Raw genomic sequence first — 18,017 nt, forward strand, 5'->3', positions numbered from 1 at the left:
TTGATGAATGATTGAAAATATAAGCATTAAACCTATGAAGAAATTGCGTTTCTAACAAGTCTCGTAAAGAAAAACAAATAAAAGATGACGTCATATACTGTCATACAGGTAGACGATTGGTGGAGGTTCGCTTTATGACTGCTTACCATTTTGTGGGAATTAAAGGGTCTGGTATGAGTGCTCTTGCACAAATACTGCATGATATGAATATTGAAGTGCAGGGTTCTGACTACGAAAAAGAATTTTTTACACAATTGGCATTAGAAAAAGCCGGGATTAAAATCCTTCCTTTCAATGAGGAAAATATACAACCTGGAATGACCATCATTGCAGGAAATGCGTTTCCGGATAGTCACCCGGAAATCGTGAAGGCAAATGAACTTGGTTTGCCGATCATCCGTTATCACCGTTTCCTTGGTGATTTCATGAAAAACTTTATCAGTGTGGCGGTTACGGGAGCGCATGGAAAAACATCAACGACCGGATTACTTGCACATGTAATGGGTGGCGCTAAACCGACATCCTTTCTGATTGGGGATGGAACGGGTAAAGGAATCGTGAATTCCGATTACTTCGTATTCGAAGCATGTGAATATCGCCGTCATTTCCTTTCTTATTATCCGGATTATGCAATCATGACGAATATTGATTTTGATCACCCCGATTATTACGCAAATGTCGAAGACGTGTTCGAGGCATTCCAAGCAATGGCCCTTCAAGTCAACAAAGGCATTATTGCGTGCGGTGATGATGAGCATTTACCACATATTCAGGCGAAAGTACCGGTTATTTTTTACGGATTTGCAGAAGGAAATGATTTTCAAGCGAAAAATGTTTCCGTCTCTCCGGATGGCACTACTTTCGATGTGCATGTAAGGAACAATTACTATGATACATTTACTATCCCTACTTTTGGAAAGCATAATGTATTGAATGCACTTGGTGTCATTGCACTTTGTAAATATGAAAACTTGGATACGGAAGCTGTGAAAGCCCAATTGCGCACTTTTGGCGGAGTTAAACGCCGGTTCTCCGAAAAGGAAATCGGAAGTCAGATCATCATTGATGATTATGCGCATCATCCGACTGAAATCTCAGCAACTGTTGATTCAGCGCGTCAAAAATATCCGGAGCGTGAGGTTGTTGCGGTATTCCAGCCGCATACTTTCTCGAGAACGCAAGCATTCCTGGATGAATTCGCCGACAGTTTGAATTTGGCCGACAAAGTATACTTATGTGAAATTTTTGGATCTGCTCGTGAACATCAAGGGAAATTATCGATTGAAGACCTTCAAGATAAAATTCCTGGTGCCGAGCTGATTACGGAGAACACAACATCAATATTGCAAAATCATGAAAACAGTGTCGTGTTATTCATGGGTGCGGGGGACATTCAAAAGTTCCAAGCTGCCTACGAGCATTCACTGCAGGTAAAATAAAAAAACGATCGATCCCGTTTAGTGGGTCGGTCGTTTTTTTATCGGTATTTAATAAAAAAAACCAGCCGCATATTTCGTATGCTGCTGGTTTTTTCGTTATTTTAAATTTTCTGGATTTAAATTTTCCAGTTCCGGTAAAACGAAACGTCCGTCCTTACGTATCAAGACGTCATCAAAATGGATTTCCCCTCCGCCATATTCAGGGCGTTGAATATTGACCAGGTCCCAGTGAATGTCTGAATGGTTTCCGTTAAAGGCATCATCATAGCATTGTCCGGGAGTGAAATGAAAACTTCCATCAATTTTTTCATCAAAGAGGATATCTTGCATCGGGTGTAGAATATAAGGATTTACACCAATTGCAAATTCACCGACATATCGTGCTCCTTCATCAGTATCAAAAATTTTGTTAATGCGTTCCGTATCATTCGCAACTGCTTCAACGATCTTTCCATCCTTGAATGTTAACTTCACGTTTTCAAAAGTAAAACCCTGATAAGGGGATGGAGTATTATACGAAATCACTCCATTGATGGAATCTTTCACAGGAGCCGTATATACTTCACCGTCAGGAATGTTCAGCTCACCTGCACATTTGATGGCTTTAATGTCCTTGATGGAGAAGGTTAGGTCCGTACCGGGCCCAGTTAAGCGGACCTTATCCGTTTTATCCATCAATTCAACAAGGCTGTCCATGGCTTTGCTCATTTTGCCATAGTCGAGGTTGCAGACTTCGAAATAAAAGTCTTCGAAAGCTTCTGTACTCATTTTGGCTAATTGGGCCATGGAATTTGTCGGGTAGCGAAGGACGACCCATTTTGTTTTTGGCACGCGGATATTTCTATGTACTTTACCGACTGTTTGTCCATGAATCGCCATTTTCTCTGGAGGGACATCGGATTGTTCATTGATATTATCCCCGGCGCGTAGGCCGATATATGCATCCATCTGGCTCATTACGTTCGCTTCAAACTCACCCATCATCTTGTACTGTTCTTCTTTGGCACCCATCAACAAGGCACGATCCACTTGATGATCCTTTAAAAGAACGAACGGGTAACCACCAGCTGCATAGGCTTCATTAACAAGGGCGTTAACAAGTTCACGCTGCAATCCAAAGTTTTCGATCAAGATTCTTTCACCTTTTTGAAGCTTCACGGAATAATTGATTAGGTTTTTGGCCAATGTTTCAATTCTGGGATCTTTCATTAAAATACCTCCATTGTATAAATTCGACTTATCTTTCTATCATACCCGATTTCCGGCCATAAGTGTCACCCGTAGAATTTTATGGAGGAACTGGATTTAGACAATAATATTTCCAGATTAGGGTTTGATAGGGTATATTGAAAAAATAAATAAGTTTATAATATTAGGGAAGGGGTAATTAATAACTATCAGTTACCAAATAAGTCGATTTTTTTCGGAGGTGTTCCAATGGAGATTATTTTATACGTAAGTGCTGCTGTTGCAGCGATAGCTTTCTTGATCCTTGTTATATTCCTAACAAAGGTACTGACATCACTTCAAACCACCCTGGACAGTGTGGCCCGGACGCTGACAGGACTTGAGAGCCAAATGCAGGGCATAACGCTCGAAACTACCCAGTTATTACATAAAACAAATACGTTGGCTGAAGATTTGCAGCATAAGTCAGAAAACCTGAACACAGTGGTTGATGCTGTGAAGGAAGTGGGTACATCCATCTCTAGCTTTAATTCTTCGGTCCAAAAGGTTTCCCATAAAGTGCAGGCGGAGATTGATAATAATCAAGAACGAATCTCACAAATTGTACAATGGAGTAACGTAGCCTTAGAGATTCGGGACAAATGGAAGTCAAGAACCAAACAGGCTGCCCCGAGCCCCGCTGAAAGGGCGGAGTTAGAAAGGGTAGCATTGGAAACCGATAATTTACCTAAAAAAAGGTTTTTACGTTCTAGATCTTAAAATCTAGTTAAATAAAAATAAATAACTGAAAATTGAAAGGGGAATGTATTATGACTCAAAAAGAATTTCAGACAAAGGACTATCAGAAATCCTATGAGGACGAACGCGACTCGATCAATTCAAAAGACTTTATGATTGGCGCCTTAATCGGCGGGATGATCGGAGCGGCCACCGCTTTGTTCATGGCTCCGAAAGCAGGCAAGGAATTAAGGAATGATTTTAATGAACAAGCTAGAAACATTTCAGAGAAAACAGAAAAATTAAGACAAACAGCTATTGAAAAAGGTACTATTCTTGCCGATACTGCAAAAGAAAAAACAAGTTCCGTCACTGAGATCGTTTCAAATAAATCATCCGATATCGTTAATAAAGTGAAAAGCTTAAAAACGGGAAAAGAAAACGGTGACGCGGCTGATGATACGACAAATTCGAGCAATAAGGATATAGATGTAACGGGAGCTTCCGATTCTCCAATCGTATCCGTCGAAACCAATTTTGCTAACGGCACGGACTCAGAAAATAATCCAGCCGACCCTACAAGCGAAAACAAGAATACGGCAAAATTAAAACTTGATGAAGCGAAAAAAGCATTTGAAGAAACTGAAAATAAATTGACGAAATAAACTCTAAACCCTTTCATTCATTCAATATGGATGAAGATGCATAGAGGTACGAAGAATAAGGCGGTGAAGCGCATCAATGGCTTCATCGCCTTTTTGATGGTAAAATTTATAGGACAAGGAAAGGGGACATATAGTATGACCATAACCAAAATTGAAACAGAAGAACAATTCAATGAGCTTTTAAAAGAGGATACATTCCTGTTATTCAAGCATAGTGTAACTTGCCCTGTCAGTGCGGAAGCATATGAACAATATGAGAAGTATATCTTAGGGAACGAACAACTTAAAACGGCCTATTTAGCCGTTCAGGAAGCTCGTCCACTTTCCAATTATGTGGCAGAAGCATTTGATATCAAGCATCAATCACCCCAGGCCATACTTTTTAAAAGTGGAAAACCGGTATGGAATGAATCTCATTGGCGGATTACAAATGATTCATTGAGCAAGGCCATCACTGAATGATTTTATAAAGGCCGGATCCCTTAGGATCCGGCCTTTTACAATGCCACCATTCATACAATGGTTGGCCAAAGGATTTTTAAACGATCTTCAGGGGAAACTTGTTCTTGAAAGGTCGTTTCTTGTTCGTTTTTGATGAGGATGAAGCGTTTATTTCCCTGTCTGGGGAAATCGATCTCAATATGGCGGAATATATCCTGAAAAATGAATGGTTCTGGCTTTTGCTGGACAAAGCTAAGTGAATCTCCTGAAAGAATGATCTCGTTCTCATCCAAAAGCACGTCATCTCGCCGGAACTCGGCTAGCTTTCTTGAAAGGATGAATCGATTATCTTCAAAAAAATAGGAATGGAGAAGGTCTGCTGTAATATGTAACTTTTCCGCAACATCCCTTAATGTTGGATTGAGAAGTGTTTTGTTTGGCGGCGATGGTCTGAGCTTCCTGGACGGCACTGAATTCAAGGTGGAGAATATCTTCAATATTCAACATTGGCTTGCCGGCGATATTGATTGCCGCTCCCGCCCGTTCGATTTTAACGCCCTTTCAGCTGCTGCTACGGATACCTTCTTAAATGGGCCATGTACCGATTCAAGTTGACTTTTTATATGGGAAATGACTTTGGATACGGCTGGGACATCGTGAATTTGTCCATCACGCATCGCTTTCTCAGAATGCTCTTGAGATAAGGTATCAATTATATGATAGCTTTCCTGTGCATTTTCCAATATAATTCCTACAACGGAACGTGTTCCAATATCTAACGCAAGCAGTTTTTCTTGCGTGGTAACACCTACTTTTATGTATTTATAACTTTAATGCTTAAAAGCGTTTAATTATTAAAGAAAAATATCGTGACATTTGCGGATACTTCATTTATAATTGATTTAATTATACATGAAATATTCTAAATTTTTCATTGATAAAATGATCGGGATGGATGATCGAAGACTACAAAGGTATTTTTGAGTTTGATGATCGCAAAACCGATTTCTATTTTAAAAAACGAAGGGATGGATTTGTAATGAGCAACAAAGAGCTTGATGGACTTCGTAATCAACTGGACGATGTGAACCTTCAGTTATTACATCTTATTAATCAACGTGCTGAACTTGTACAGGAAATTGGCCGCGTAAAAGAAAAACAAGGTGTAAACCGTTACGATCCGGTCCGTGAAAGAACGATGCTGGATCTTATCGAAGCTAATCATCAAGGACCACTTGATCTTGGTTCGATTAAACATATTTTCAAGGAAATCTTCAAATTGGGCTTGGAGCTTCAAAAAGATGATCAGAAGAAAACGCTTCTTGTTTCTAGAAAACAAAAGGCAGAAGACACCATCATCGACATTAAGGGTGAATTGGTCGGTAATGGGATTCCTAGCTTCGTTTTCGGACCATGTGCCGTTGAATCTTATGAACAAACAGCTGCGGTAGCTGAAGTCATTAAAGCTAAAGGTTTGAAATTGATGCGCGGCGGTGCATTCAAGCCACGTACATCTCCATATGATTTCCAAGGACTTGGTTTGGAAGGCTTGCAAATACTTAAACGTGTTGCTGATGAATACGGCTTGGCTGTCATCAGTGAAATCGTGAGTGCTAACGATATTGAAGCGGCTATCGATCATATTGATGTCATCCAAATCGGTGCACGCAACATGCAAAACTTCGACTTGTTAAAAGCGGCTGGTGCCGTAAATAAACCAGTTCTTTTAAAACGCGGTCTGGCTGCAACGATTGAGGAGTTCATTCATGCAGCGGAATACATCATGTCGCAGGGTAATGGTAACATCATCCTTTGCGAACGCGGTATCCGAACTTACGAAAAAGCAACAAGAAATACACTTGATATCTCTGCTGTACCGATTTTAAAACAAGAAACTCACTTACCGGTCATGGTTGATGTAACGCATTCCACTGGACGTCGCGACCTATTGCTTCCAACAGCTAAAGCGGCTCTTGCCATCGGTGCTGACGGAGTTATGGCAGAAGTGCATCCGGATCCTTCCGTTGCTTTATCGGATTCTGCACAGCAAATGGACTTCAAACAATTTGATGAATTCTACGAAGAAATTAAACGTTTGAACTGGGTTACTGTATAAGCTGAAAAGTCTTAAAAATATCTATTTAAGGCCCTTACCACCTTGGCAAGGGCTCTTTTTAATGGTTTTTTCAGAAAAAGTATCGAAATAGGCACTATTGGATTGCAGGAAAGATTCGACTATCGTATGATAAATAACAAGAATGAGAACTGTTCGGAAGATTGAGTCATACATAAAGAGTTATCTATGTGAATTTTATACTTGAAAAGGGTATTGAATATTTGGCTGAGAAGAGAGTAAGACTGCATTTTTTGTTAGGCAGATCGTTCCTGAGAAATCTTCCTTATAGAGGAAAACGCATAAAAGAATATTTCCCGAAATAATTCGGGTCTTTTATGGGAAAAATGAAAGAAATGGAGGAATGGATGAATGAATAATATAACCATTTATGATGTGGCGCGTGAGGCGAATGTTTCCATGGCCACCGTTTCCCGCGTAGTTAACGGGAATCCAAATGTAAAGCCAGCGACAAGGAAGAAAGTTTCGGATGTGATTGAGAAGTTAGGGTACCGTCCCAATGCAGTGGCAAGGGGTCTTGCCAGCAAGAAAACGACTACAGTTGGGGTCATTATACCGGATATCTCCAGCATCTTTTTTGCCGAATTGGCACGAGGTATAGAAGATATAGCGACCATGTATAAATACAATATCATTCTAAGTAGTTCTGATGAGAATATAGATAAGGAATTCCATTTGTTGAATACGATGCTTGGAAAACAAGTGGATGGTATCGTATTCATGGGAGGCAACATTTCTGACGAGCATGTCAAAGAGTTTAAGAATTCACCCGTTCCAATCGTTCTTGCCGGTTCGGTGGATGAAAGCGGACAAATTCCATCGGTTAATATTGATTATGAGGCGGCGGCATTCGACGCAGTGACTTTTTTCGCTCAAAAAGGACACAAGCATATCGCCCTTGTAAGCGGAAACCTGTCCATGCTGATTAATGAAAAGAAATTGGCTGGTTATAAACGCGGGTTGAAAGAGGCTGGGCTTTCATATAATGAAAGTTATATTGTTGAAGGCGATTATACATATGATTCTGGAATTGAGTCTTTTGAAAAGTTCCTGGAAGCGGATGAGAAACCAACAGCATTCATTGTCGGCGCCGACGAAATGGCGCTTGGAATTGTCCATGCCGCCCAGGACAAAGGACATAATGTACCGGATGACTTTGAAGTGATCAGCTTTGACAATACTAGATTGACTTTGATGGTACGTCCGCAAATCACGACAATCGTCCAACCTTTATATGATATTGGTGCGGTTGCGATGAGGCTCCTGACAAAATTGATGAATAAAGAGGAAGTGGAAGAAGGTCATGAAATAGTGATCCTGCCACATCGGATTGAAGAACGTCAATCAACGAAATAATCTGGTTTAGAGAGTGCCCCGAGGGCGCTCTCATTTTTTTGTTCCACAGGTTATATCCACAAACAAAAAAGATCGTTTTTCAACGATCTTTTCATTAGCTTTGTTCATTGCTTGACGATGTTTGCTTGGAAGAACGGATGGGATAAAGGACCTTTTCAAGCGTTAGGGCATTCTTCTCGCTAATTTCAGGCTTCCTTGGAATGGGTTCATATATATCTTCCATATCATCCCATTCTATCGGGAGGGGCACAGGGGACTCCGGCTGCCATGTATTAATCCATTCTTTTGATAGGGGACCTGAAATATCATTATTCGTCATTTCAAGCCAGACCCTAGACCAGGCCCTCGGGACGACGCGCCATATATCATAACCGCCGCCGCCCACGGCAATCCAGCGCCCGTCGCAATACTTATGGGCCATTTCATGGGCCAACTTTGGTATCTCCCTGTATATCTTCATGGTGGCAGATAAATGGGTAAGTGGATCGTAATAATGCGAATCTGCTCCATTTTGCGTTAAAATGACATCCGGTTTGAAGAATTCTATGACCTCTTTAAAGGCAGCCCTATAGCATTCGAGCCAAGAGTCGTCTTCCGTGAACGCATCGACCGGGATATTGAATGAATAGCCATAGCCTTTTCCTTGACCCCGTTCGTTAATATTGCCCGTGCCGGGAAATAAGTATCGGCCCGTTTCATGAATGGATAGTGTACATGCATCCGGATCGTCATAAAATGACCATTGGACTCCGTCACCATGGTGGGCATCTGTATCAACATACAAGACGCGTGCGCCATATTTCTTTTGCAAATACTTAATCGCTACCGAACTATCATTATAAATGCAAAAGCCTGAGGCTTTCCCGCGGAAACCGTGATGCAGGCCCCCTCCAAGATTTAGTGCGTGCAGGGACTGACCTGTCATGACGAGATCCACGGCCGTCAAGGTGCCTCCGACAAGCAAGGCGCTTGCTTCATGCATGTTGGGGAATATTGGGGTATCTTCCGTTCCAAGCCCGTAATTTACAGCCTTTTCAGTGGGGAGTTTGCCCTCACCCGCCAATCTGACAGCGTTTACATAATGCGGATCGTGGATCAGTTCCAATTCTTCATCGGTAGCCATTCTGGGCTTGATAATTTGATCATCACTAATGGCATGGTGTTTTTTTAATAAATCAAGCGTGAGTTTAAGTCGTTTTTGATTGAACGGATGATCATCGTTGAATTTATAGGTAAGAAGTTCATCCGAATAGACAAAAAGGGATGTATCATTCATGGGAAATCCCCGGTAGACTAGGCCATAACACGGTATAGCCCTCTTTCTTCAAATCCTCCACCACCATAAATGGATTCATCGTCTGCACACGAATTACAAGAATTTTATAATCGGTACCATCTTTTTCAGGATAAACAAGAGTACTGAGGATATTCGTATTGCGCCTTTTGAAAATATGGGCAATATCATGAAGGCTACCTGCCTTATCCGGGATTCTGATTTCGATTTGGGAACCGGGCTGATTGACTCCAGTCAACTCAACGTATGAATGAAGTAAATCAGAACCGGTTATGATGCCTACTAACTTCCTTCCCTTTACAATTGGAAGGCAGCTGATATTGTTATCACAAAAAACAGCCCCGATTTCTTCCACGAAATCTAGCGGGTGCCCTGTGATTATTTCCGTTTTCATGATGCTGGATAGTGGTTTTTGTAAATCATTTTTGTATTCTGCGGTGCGGAATATAGAGGGGGCAGCATCCCGAATATCACGGTCGCTGACTAATCCCACAAGTTGAAAGCTGTCATCGACAATGGGTATATGGCGAATTCGTTTCTCCTTAATGATCAAGACAGCGCTATGGATTGTATCCGTTGGAGTGAGGGTGATGATACCCTCATTCATTATTGTTTCAACAATCATTTTCCTTCCTCCTCTTCCTCGCCTCTTTAATACATGAACCGATTCATAAAACGCAATTGGTCGAATTTTTGGATGGATTCCTGCGGGACTCTTTTGCCAATACGTGCCATCAGGCAGTTGGCCGGGTGGGAACTGATTTCAGGATCATCTGTTGCAAAGTAGACCAAGCCGCCGGCACTCATCATTTTTTCCATGACCTTACGATAGTCCCAAATATTCAGGCCTGTTCCTTTCAAATCCCAATGCCAATAGTATTCAGTGGTGATGATGATGAAGTCTTCAACGGAATCGTCTTCCATGGAAAGGCGAATTAAGTTCTTACCGACGGAGGCACCCCGGTATTTAGGGATGACCTCGATTGCACCAAGCTCAATCAGGTCCTCCATCTCGATTTCCGACCAGCGCTCCAAGGGATCGGGATATAAGTAAGTTACATAACCCACGATTGTTTCATTTTCACGGGCGATGAAGATCCTGCCCTCAGGCAAGTCTGCAATCTCAATTAACGCTTTATGCTGCAAAGCAGGCGGGCGAAAGGCGACCAAGTCTTCGTGAAACTCATAAGCGGACATTCTTTCGCCGTTTAACGGCCCCTCGATGATGAGAGTTCCGCTTAATGTCTGCAGTTCCTTAGTATAAAAGGTCTTATTATATTCCATTCTTTCACCCCCTTGTAAAATAGTAATCTTTCACTCTCGCATTCCGGAGTATAAGAAGCATTGAAAGCTTACATAAATTATACATAAAAACAAGGGGCATAATTCAGAAAGTTCAAGGCATATATGAATCTTTTGTTACAGGGCTTCTTCTTTCCCGCCCATCAATATGAATTCACCTTAACTATAACAATAAACTTGTATTATTCAAGATTCAGCAAGAAGGAATTTCCCTAAAATGGAAGTGTTGAATATTTAAAAAATTGAGATAATTCTCCTCTTATACTATAATGAAAATATAGAGCCGAATAAAGGGGGAGTTTGTCGTATGAATGTGAAAGCGTTGCCAGTAGTGGAAGGTAATTTCAATTTAAAGAATTATGATGAAAAATACAAGAAGTTTGACTGGTCCGAGACGGAGAAGGAATTCTCCTGGTCTGAAACCGGTAAAGTGAATCTTGCGTATGAAGCCATTGACCGCCATGTAGAAACATACAAAAAGAACAAAGTAGCCCTTTATTACAAAGACGATAAAAGAAATGAAAAGTATACATTCAAGGAAATGAAGGATTATACGAATCAAGCGGCAAATGTGTTCAAGAACATTGCCAATGTGGAAAAAGGTGATCGTGTTTTCATCTTCATGCCTCGCTCCCCGGAGCTTTATTTTGCATTGTTGGGTGCGATTAAAACGGGAGCGGTCGTAGGGCCGTTGTTCGAAGCATTCATGGAAGGTGCAATAAGGGATCGTCTTGAAGATAGTGAGGCAAGTGTGTTAGTGACGACACCTGAACTTTTGCCGCGCGTACCGGTTGATGAATTACCCCATTTAAAGCATATTTTCTTGGTGGGGGAAGATATAAAAGAAGAAGGAAAGTATCATAACTTCAATAAGAAATTGAAAGAAGCGGACAAAAAATTCGAAATTGAATGGGTGGATCGGAATGACGGTCTGATTCTTCACTATACCTCGGGTTCCACAGGAAATCCAAAAGGAGTGCTACATGTTCATAATGCGATGATCCAGCATTATCAAACGGCAAAATGGGTCCTTGATTTACAGGATGAGGACGTGTATTGGTGCACAGCGGACCCTGGGTGGGTGACAGGGACGTCCTACGGGATCTTTGGACCATGGCTGACAGGGACCTCGAATGTCATTGTAGGCGGGAGATTCAAGCCTGAATCCTGGTACAAGACCTTGGAAGACTTTGGTGTAACGGTATGGTATAGTGCCCCGACTGCCTTCAGGATGCTGATGGGCGCAGGCGACGAAATCGTTAAACGGTTCGATTTAAGCTCCCTCCGCCATGTCTTAAGTGTAGGTGAACCGTTGAATCCGGAAGTGGTGCGCTGGGGAATGAAGGTATTCAATCACCGTATCCATGATACATGGTGGATGACGGAGACTGGAGCTCAGGTCATATGCAATTATCCTTGCCTGGAAATCAAACCGGGTTCGATGGGTAAACCGATTCCTGGCGTGAAAGCGGCAATAGTGGATGATCAAGGCAACGAGCTGCCACCGCATAGAATGGGGAACCTAGCCATCAAGAAAGGATGGCCTTCCATGATGAAGACCGTCTGGAAGAATGAAGCGAAATATGAATCTTACTTTATGCCAGGTGATTGGTATGTTTCCGGAGATTCCGCATATATGGATGAAGATGGTTATTTCTGGTTCCAAGGCCGGGTGGATGATGTCATCATGACGGCAGGGGAAAGAGTCGGACCTTTCGAAGTGGAAAGCAAGTTGGTCGAGCATCCAGCCGTAGCTGAAGCGGGGGTCATCGGGAAGCCGGATCCAATCCGGGGGGAAATTATCAAAGCGTTCATCGCCCTCCGTGACGGTTACGATGCTAACGATGAGCTGATAGAAGAAATTCGACAATTTGTAAAGCAGGGTCTCGCAGCACATGCGGCGCCACGTGAAATTGAATTCAGGGATAAACTTCCTAAAACAAGAAGCGGTAAAATCATGCGCCGTGTCTTGAAAGCTTGGGAACTGGATCTGCCAACTGGTGATTTATCATCGATGGAGGATTGAGAAGCTGAGCTATGTTTTTAGAGAAGGTAAAAAAGCATCCATGCACATTTGCGTGGATGCTTTTTTGAGTATTGGGCACATTTACCAATCGAGTAGGGAGAAGTTATAAAAAACAGGCTGCCGGGTCATATCCCGACAGCCTGTTTACTTGAAAAATGTCATTCTTTCTCTTCTTCAGCTTTATCCGTGTCTTTATCTTGATCATTGACTGTGTCTTTATCTTGATCATTGACTGTGTCTTTATCTTTGTCAGTCTCTGGGTCTTTTTTATCTGTATTGTCTTTATCTTTGTTTTGCTCTTGTTCTTTGTTTTTATCTGTTTCTTTATCTGCTTCTTTTTCTTTATCTGATGTACTATTCTCTTCTTTTGAGTCTGGTTTTTTATCTTTGTCAGCTATTTGATCTTTTTCGCGATCATCTTTATTCTTTGTGGAATCTTCTTTTGAACTTGTTTTCTTAGCACCGCTTTCTACACGTTGCGATGGGGCTGATTCCTTACCGACTATGTCTACAGCCGTTACGTAATAGGAACCGCCTGAGCTGACTTTGTAAACAAGATTCTCTCCAGCATTGATGCTTGCTACCTTTTTACCGTCTTTATAGACGCGATAGCCGACGACATCTCCTTCATGATGCAAGCCCCATGTAATCTTTTCGTTACTTATTGTTATGGAGAGGGGATCAGGCGCTTTGCCATTATCATTCAGCTTCGCTTTCGTCCCGACAACACCACCTGATTTTTCGCTTCCAGGAATCACTGAACCCGGATCATTCACATATTGCAATCCGATGTCTCCAAATGACTCCGGATTCAGCATGAATCCGCCACTTGTGAATTCGCCAGGTGTTTGCGGAAGGGCCGCGTATCGTTTGCTGCCGACTGATACATATTGTCCATCTATGAAACTATTATCCGCCCTTGATGGAGCATATTTGGCGATGAATAAATCAGATTTGACAAGTCCTGCCTTTTGACATGAACTTGACGGAAGCAGTCCTGAAACGCCACAGAAGGAACGGCTGACAATCCCGCCCGGCATTTCAAACCGCTTATCGGGGTCGACGAGTTTCGGTTCGACTTTGTATGCGGCATTGATCAGATCTGCCCAATAATACATATTACGTTTATTATATTCTAGACCATTATAAGTCCCTTGCAAGGATTTCGGTGTGTCATAACCGAGCCATGTCCCGAATGATACATTAGGGTTGGTGGCAACGAACCAAGCGTCCCAATAGTTTTGTGAAGTACCGGTTTTACCGGCCCAATCGCTTGAGAAAGCAAGGCGGTTCCTGACTGAGGCCGCCGTACCGCTGTTTACGACATCACGCATCATATCAAGGGTCAGGTAAGCGGCTTGTGGAGAGAAAACATCCACTGGTTTCACTTTATGCTGATAGATGACTTTGCCATCTTTCGAAACGATTTTATCGATCATATAAGCATCGATGAATTCTCCTGAATTGGCAAATGTGCCAAACGCATTGACGTTTTCTTCAACGGTTACACCTTTTTGCATCGCACCTAATGACATGGCAAGGTTGGAGTAATCCGCTTTCGTCACGGTGGAGAAGCCCATTTTCTCCAAATACGAAGCGGGGCTCAAGTTGATTATTTTCTTGTAAAAGAGCGCTGCCGGGATATTGTAGGAATTCTTCAGGGCCTCGCGGGCAGTCGATACTCCCGTATAGCTGCCGCCGCCATAGTTTCCTGGACTCCACGGTTTACCGCCTGTTGGAATGGAAATTGGCACGTTGGCCGATACGCTGCCAGGCGAGATCTTGCCTAGCTCGATGCCTGGACCATATATCACCAGCGGCTTCATCGTTGATCCGTTTGATCGCAGTGATGCGGTAGCATGGTTCGTCTGCTCCCGCTTGAAATCGCGGCCGCCTACGAAACTGATGATTTTCCCAGTTTTATTTTCGATAAGAATGGCTCCCGCCTCCACGGGCTCGCTCACCGTTTTCATTTCTTTCGTATCCGGATCGACGACTTGTGCCGTTTTATCGTATCCGAAATTTGGATAGTTTTTCGTTACTTCCTGCATTTTGTCATAGATCTTTTTATTGACTGTCGTATAAATCTTATAGCCGTTTTGACGAAGCTTACGATCAGCAAGTGCTACATATTGATCTTTTAAATCATCATTCTCTAAATCTTTCTCTTCGTATCCATCTTCTTTTGCTAGACTGACGGATAGAATTTCAATGGAGCGTTTTTCAATTTCATACGTGAGCCATGGATACTTCTCTGATGGCATCTCCGTTTTTCCGATAAAGTCTTTTGTTATGTCGTATGCGCTTGCTTTATCATATTCTTCTTTTGTTATGTATCCGTTACTATACATTCGTTTTAATACGGTTTTCATCCGGTTGATGCCGGGTTCTTGATTTTCTTTCAGTTTTCCTTGCTGGGTATATGGTGTATAACCGAAAGGGCTTTGCGGCAATCCAGCAATAAAAGCGGATTGGGGCAGAGTCAGATCTTTGGCCTCCACACCAAAAATACCTTCAGCAGCCGACTCGACACCAGCGATGTTCCGACCGGAAGAATTTCGTCCCAACGTGGAGACGTTTAGGTAGGTTTCCAAAATCTCTTCCTTTTCAAAGAACTTTTCCACCCGGAGTGCAAGCAGGATTTCTTTTGCTTTCCGGTCAAATGAGACTTCGTTCGTGAGGACCTGGTTTTTGATGAGCTGCTGTGTTAAAGTGCTTCCTCCGGATTGGACGGATGCATTTGAAAATTCCTGGTAAATGGCACGCAGGATGGCCTTCGGGACAACCCCGTCATGTTCGTAAAAATACTCATCTTCTGTCGCAATGACTGCATTTTTAAGATACTCCGAAACTTTATCGATGGACACTTCTTCACGTTCAAGGTCACTCTTGAGCTTGCCTAAGTATACGTCATCAGAAAAGTATACCTCAGAGGTCTCTTCATAATTGTAGATGTCTTTTTTTAAATCTTCTTTTGAGCGTACCGGCTCATCTTTGACGAGGGCAGCGAAATAGCCGGCTCCGACGCCGCCGGCGAATGAGAATCCTAGAATCCCAACAATAATGAGGATCAGCGTTAAATTCCAAATGACTTGGTATGTAACCCGCGCGTTTTTTTGTGTCTTTTCTTTTTTGAAAAAACGCGTCAGCTGCTTCCAAACTGTTTGAAATCTATCTTGTTGATTATTATTCATCGTATCATACCCCCTGAAATCACATATATTATAGCATATAACATGTAGGGGAAAGGGCATCTTTCTTATTTTTCTATAATCTGTAAGGGGGATGTTGACAAGCAATCTTATGTATGATAAAAGTTTATTAACAACAATAAAATGATGAATTGATCGCGATGATAGGACCCAGTAGTCAGACTATCCCTGTTTTAGAGAGCCGGTGGTTAGTGGAAATCGGTACAAATAGTATGATGAATTACTTCCTGGAGCATTTGCTGTGAAATGATTAGTAGCAGTGAACGGTTGACGACCGTTATTCGTCTTGAGCGGAGGGCGTAGTATGTCCTCAAGTTGGGTGGTACCGCGAATTTATTCGTCCCTTCATATTTATGAAGGGGCGTTTTTGTGTGCTTTTTGCGGTTTTTTTTTCTGAGATGAAGGAGGAATATTAAATGGATTTGCTTAAGGAACTCGAGTGGAGAGGGATTATTTATCAACAAACGGACGAAGAGGGCTTTAAAGACCTTTTAGAAAAAGAGAAAATATCTTTATACTGTGGTGTAGATCCAACTGCGGATAGCATGCACATCGGACATTTACTGCCATTCTTGACATTGCGCCGTTTTCAGCAGCACGGCCACCGTCCCCTTGTGTTAGTAGGCGGTGCGACTGGGCTTATCGGTGATCCAAGCGGTAAAAAAGAGGAGCGCCAGCTGCAAACGCTGGAAAAAGTGCTTTATAATGCCGACTGCATTAAAGGACAGCTATCACACATTTTTGAATTCGACGGCGAAAATGGTGCAGTCATGGTTAATAACTATGACTGGTTGGGTAAAATTGATCTCGTCACGTTTCTGCGTGATTATGGAAAATATATCGGCATTAACTACATTTTGGCAAAAGATACAGTTTCTTCTCGCTTGGAAACGGGGATTTCCTTCACTGAATTCACGTATACGATTCTACAAGGGATTGATTTCGAGCATTTATACAGCAATTACAACTGTAAATTGCAAATTGGCGGAAGTGATCAATGGGGCAATATTACGACAGGCCTTGAAATGATTCGGAAATCCAATGATGAGGATGCAAAAGCATTCGGTATGACGATCCCGCTCGTAACGAAAGCGGATGGAACGAAATTCGGTAAAACGGAAGGCGGAGCGATCTGGCTTGACCCGGAAAAGACGACCCCGTATGAATTTTACCAATTCTGGATTAATACAGCCGATGCTGATGTTGTGAAATACTTGAAATTCTTCACATTCCTATCACGTGAAGCGATTGAAGAGTTAGAGCAATCCGTACAGTCTGAACCACATTTGCGCAAAGCGCAAAAAGCGTTGGGAGAAGAGATGACCCGTTTGATTCATGGTCAGGAAGCTCTTGACCAGGCAATCAAAATCTCTGCCGCGCTATTCAGCGGTGAGGTGAAGAATTTAAGTGCAGCGGAAATCAAGTTGGGCTTTAAAGATGTCCCTAGCTTCGAACGTGAAAGCAAGGAAGATATCGGTTTGGTCGAGTTGATCGTTGAAGCGAAAATCTCCCCATCGAAGCGCCAAGCCCGTGAAGATATCCAAAACGGAGCCATCTCCATTAATGGAGAGAAAGTGACTGATCTGCAATTTGTAGTGACGGAAGCTGCTAAGATTGAGGGAGAGTTCATCCTCGTTCGTCGCGGAAAGAAAAAATACACATTAGTGAAATGAGTTAACAAAGCCCGGCTGAGTCAGCCGGGCTTTGTTATGTCGTGCGCCTGGCATGGGTGTAATCTATAGGGTGTGAGTCCCGAACCATGAAGGCCACCAAGCAAAAGCGCGGTAGAAAACCTGTGTCTATTTTCTTGACGTAGTATCAGCTTGGATTCATGGATTCAAAGAAGACTCAGGATGTGCCAATGGAAACAATGGAAGCTGCCAAGAAGTTGGAAAAGCATATGAATGGGGAAATAGCCCATCAAGGGTTAGTAAATCTATATGAACGATAGACAAAACTGCGTCAGACTTAAACTGAACCGCAGTATTCCGAACGGTACGTTATTATTTTCTTTCAGTCTTTGGTATTCTTCACCATAAATGATACAAAATAAAATACGGCTATCAATAATAGGATTTCTGGAAAAGTTTAAAAACTTCCATTGTATATTAAAAAGATTTGCGGAAAACACTCTATTTTTGTTTTTCCAATTCTTCTTTACAATATGTAAATAATGCTTTTAAATAACATTTTTAATATGATGAAAAGGTGGCTATTAAACCGAAAACCATTGCAATAATACC

General features: G+C 42.2%; 15 protein-coding genes and 1 other annotated feature. Of the genes, 8 read left to right on the forward strand and 7 right to left on the reverse strand.

The annotated features are described in order from the left end of the window. Positions 1–134 precede the first annotated feature (134 nt). Positions 135–1,439 (forward strand): UDP-N-acetylmuramate--L-alanine ligase, encoded by a 1,305-nt coding sequence (murC, locus tag LQ203_RS00390; RefSeq protein ID WP_230154583.1) that lies wholly within the window; start codon positions 135–137, stop codon positions 1,437–1,439. Between the two features lie 96 nt (positions 1,440–1,535). Here the strand turns inward: murC and LQ203_RS00395 are convergent, their stop codons facing one another. Next, positions 1,536–2,648: an aminopeptidase gene (locus LQ203_RS00395; protein WP_230154584.1), complete on the reverse strand. Its 1,113-nt coding sequence runs from the start codon at positions 2,646–2,648 to the stop codon at positions 1,536–1,538. 228 nt (positions 2,649–2,876) lie between these two features. On the opposite strand from LQ203_RS00395, the gene LQ203_RS00400 reads away from it, so the two are divergent. From LQ203_RS00400 to ytxJ, 3 genes are all read left to right on the forward strand, one after another. Then, positions 2,877–3,386 (forward strand): DUF948 domain-containing protein, encoded by a 510-nt coding sequence (locus LQ203_RS00400; RefSeq protein ID WP_230154585.1) that lies wholly within the window; start codon positions 2,877–2,879, stop codon positions 3,384–3,386. Between the two features lie 50 nt (positions 3,387–3,436). Next, entirely contained in the window at positions 3,437–4,009 is a 573-nt protein-coding gene (locus tag LQ203_RS00405; protein ID WP_230154586.1) for a YtxH domain-containing protein, read from the forward strand. 135 nt (positions 4,010–4,144) lie between these two features. Beyond that, positions 4,145–4,471 carry a bacillithiol system redox-active protein YtxJ gene (gene ytxJ, locus LQ203_RS00410; protein ID WP_230154587.1) on the forward strand — a complete coding sequence of 109 codons (327 nt, stop codon included), beginning with the start codon at positions 4,145–4,147 and terminating at the stop codon, positions 4,469–4,471. Positions 4,472–4,521: 50 nt separating this feature from the next. Here the strand turns inward: ytxJ and LQ203_RS00415 are convergent, their stop codons facing one another. Next, on the reverse strand, positions 4,522–4,929 hold the full coding sequence (locus LQ203_RS00415; RefSeq protein ID WP_230154588.1) for a hypothetical protein: 408 nt from the start codon (positions 4,927–4,929) through the stop codon (positions 4,522–4,524). A gap of 21 nt (positions 4,930–4,950) precedes the next feature. After that, positions 4,951–5,193, reverse strand: a complete 243-nt coding sequence (locus LQ203_RS00420; RefSeq protein ID WP_230154589.1) for a hypothetical protein — start codon at positions 5,191–5,193, stop codon at positions 4,951–4,953. A 296-nt stretch (positions 5,194–5,489) separates the two neighbouring features. Here LQ203_RS00420 and LQ203_RS00425 point away from each other — a divergent pair, with 296 nt between their 5' ends. Beyond that, complete coding sequence (locus tag LQ203_RS00425) at positions 5,490–6,566, forward strand: bifunctional 3-deoxy-7-phosphoheptulonate synthase/chorismate mutase (protein WP_230154590.1); 1,077 nt, start codon at positions 5,490–5,492, stop codon at positions 6,564–6,566. A gap of 369 nt (positions 6,567–6,935) precedes the next feature. After that, complete coding sequence (gene ccpA / locus LQ203_RS00430) at positions 6,936–7,940, forward strand: catabolite control protein A (protein WP_230154592.1); 1,005 nt, start codon at positions 6,936–6,938, stop codon at positions 7,938–7,940. A 94-nt stretch (positions 7,941–8,034) separates the two neighbouring features. Here the strand turns inward: ccpA and LQ203_RS00435 are convergent, their stop codons facing one another. Genes LQ203_RS00435 through LQ203_RS00445 form a run of 3 tightly spaced genes read right to left on the reverse strand, consistent with a single transcriptional unit; the run spans position 8,035 to position 10,518 of the window. Next, complete coding sequence (locus LQ203_RS00435; protein WP_230154594.1) at positions 8,035–9,216, reverse strand: acetoin utilization protein AcuC; 1,182 nt, start codon at positions 9,214–9,216, stop codon at positions 8,035–8,037. Beyond that, the gene (locus tag LQ203_RS00440) at positions 9,209–9,859 is read right to left on the reverse strand and encodes an acetoin utilization AcuB family protein (protein ID WP_230154596.1); all 651 of its coding nucleotides are present in this window, start codon (positions 9,857–9,859) and stop codon (positions 9,209–9,211) included. Before LQ203_RS00440 ends, LQ203_RS00435 begins: the two co-directional genes overlap by 8 nt. 26 nt (positions 9,860–9,885) lie before the next feature. Continuing rightward, on the reverse strand, positions 9,886–10,518 hold the full coding sequence (locus tag LQ203_RS00445) for a GNAT family N-acetyltransferase (protein WP_230154598.1): 633 nt from the start codon (positions 10,516–10,518) through the stop codon (positions 9,886–9,888). Positions 10,519–10,843: 325 nt separating this feature from the next. Between LQ203_RS00445 and acsA the strand changes: the two genes are divergently transcribed. Beyond that, on the forward strand, positions 10,844–12,562 hold the full coding sequence (gene acsA / locus LQ203_RS00450; RefSeq protein WP_230154600.1) for an acetate--CoA ligase: 1,719 nt from the start codon (positions 10,844–10,846) through the stop codon (positions 12,560–12,562). A 158-nt stretch (positions 12,563–12,720) separates the two neighbouring features. Here acsA and LQ203_RS00455 read toward each other — a convergent pair whose 3' ends face one another. After that, positions 12,721–15,756, reverse strand: coding sequence for a transglycosylase domain-containing protein (locus LQ203_RS00455; protein WP_230154603.1), 3,036 nt, complete (start codon positions 15,754–15,756; stop codon positions 12,721–12,723). 149 nt (positions 15,757–15,905) lie between these two features. Next, positions 15,906–16,122 (forward strand) — a binding site (T-box leader). Positions 16,123–16,190: 68 nt separating this feature from the next. Between LQ203_RS00455 and tyrS the strand changes: the two genes are divergently transcribed. Continuing rightward, a complete protein-coding gene (gene tyrS / locus LQ203_RS00460; protein WP_230154605.1) occupies positions 16,191–17,447 on the forward strand; it encodes a tyrosine--tRNA ligase in 1,257 nt (418 codons plus the stop codon). Positions 17,448–18,017 lie beyond the last annotated feature (570 nt).

The organism is Peribacillus sp. Bi96 (genome assembly GCF_918698115.1).
In the GTDB taxonomy this organism is placed as follows: domain Bacteria; phylum Bacillota; class Bacilli; order Bacillales; family DSM-1321; genus Peribacillus.

What these genes read in the sequence shown, in the direction of transcription:
- ccpA (WP_230154592.1), top strand. Translation starts at nt 6,936, where the DNA reads ATGAATAATATAACCATTTATGATGTGGCGCGTGAGGCGAATGTTTCC.
- LQ203_RS00455 (WP_230154603.1), bottom strand. Translation starts at nt 15,756, where the DNA reads ATGAATAATAATCAACAAGATAGATTTCAAACAGTTTGGAAGCAGCTG.
- LQ203_RS00405 (WP_230154586.1), top strand. Translation starts at nt 3,437, where the DNA reads ATGACTCAAAAAGAATTTCAGACAAAGGACTATCAGAAATCCTATGAG.
- LQ203_RS00440 (WP_230154596.1), bottom strand. Translation starts at nt 9,859, where the DNA reads ATGATTGTTGAAACAATAATGAATGAGGGTATCATCACCCTCACTCCA.
- LQ203_RS00445 (WP_230154598.1), bottom strand. Translation starts at nt 10,518, where the DNA reads ATGGAATATAATAAGACCTTTTATACTAAGGAACTGCAGACATTAAGC.
- tyrS (WP_230154605.1), top strand. Translation starts at nt 16,191, where the DNA reads ATGGATTTGCTTAAGGAACTCGAGTGGAGAGGGATTATTTATCAACAA.
- LQ203_RS00435 (WP_230154594.1), bottom strand. Translation starts at nt 9,216, where the DNA reads ATGAATGATACATCCCTTTTTGTCTATTCGGATGAACTTCTTACCTAT.
- LQ203_RS00425 (WP_230154590.1), top strand. Translation starts at nt 5,490, where the DNA reads ATGAGCAACAAAGAGCTTGATGGACTTCGTAATCAACTGGACGATGTG.
- LQ203_RS00395 (WP_230154584.1), bottom strand. Translation starts at nt 2,648, where the DNA reads ATGAAAGATCCCAGAATTGAAACATTGGCCAAAAACCTAATCAATTAT.
- ytxJ (WP_230154587.1), top strand. Translation starts at nt 4,145, where the DNA reads ATGACCATAACCAAAATTGAAACAGAAGAACAATTCAATGAGCTTTTA.
- LQ203_RS00400 (WP_230154585.1), top strand. Translation starts at nt 2,877, where the DNA reads ATGGAGATTATTTTATACGTAAGTGCTGCTGTTGCAGCGATAGCTTTC.
- murC (WP_230154583.1), top strand. Translation starts at nt 135, where the DNA reads ATGACTGCTTACCATTTTGTGGGAATTAAAGGGTCTGGTATGAGTGCT.
- acsA (WP_230154600.1), top strand. Translation starts at nt 10,844, where the DNA reads ATGAATGTGAAAGCGTTGCCAGTAGTGGAAGGTAATTTCAATTTAAAG.